1 pseudogene is annotated in these 246 nt (G+C 69.1%); it reads left to right on the forward strand.

The annotated features are described in order from the left end of the window. Positions 1–246 (forward strand): annotated as a pseudogene (locus FQ664_RS26655) (collagen-like triple helix repeat-containing protein); the annotation flags it as partial.

Below are 246 nucleotides of genomic sequence, written 5' to 3' on the forward strand. Positions count from 1 at the left end.
GCCTGGTGGTCAACACCGGCAGCACCACCACGCTGGGTGGCAGCATCAGTGGCGCGGGCAGCATCGTGCAGGCCGGCCCTGGCCTGCTCAACCTGGGCGGCAACAGTGGCGGATTCACCGGTACCGGTCAGGTCACCGGTGGTGGTCTGAATGTCACCGGCACCGTCGGTGGCCAATGGACCATCGGCAGCGGCACCACGTTGTCGGGTACCGGCACCATCGGCGGCAGCGCTGGTGGCGTCACCG

Origin of the sequence: Pseudomonas persica, from assembly GCF_900291015.1 — a bacterium.
Taxonomy (GTDB): domain Bacteria; phylum Pseudomonadota; class Gammaproteobacteria; order Pseudomonadales; family Pseudomonadaceae; genus Aquipseudomonas.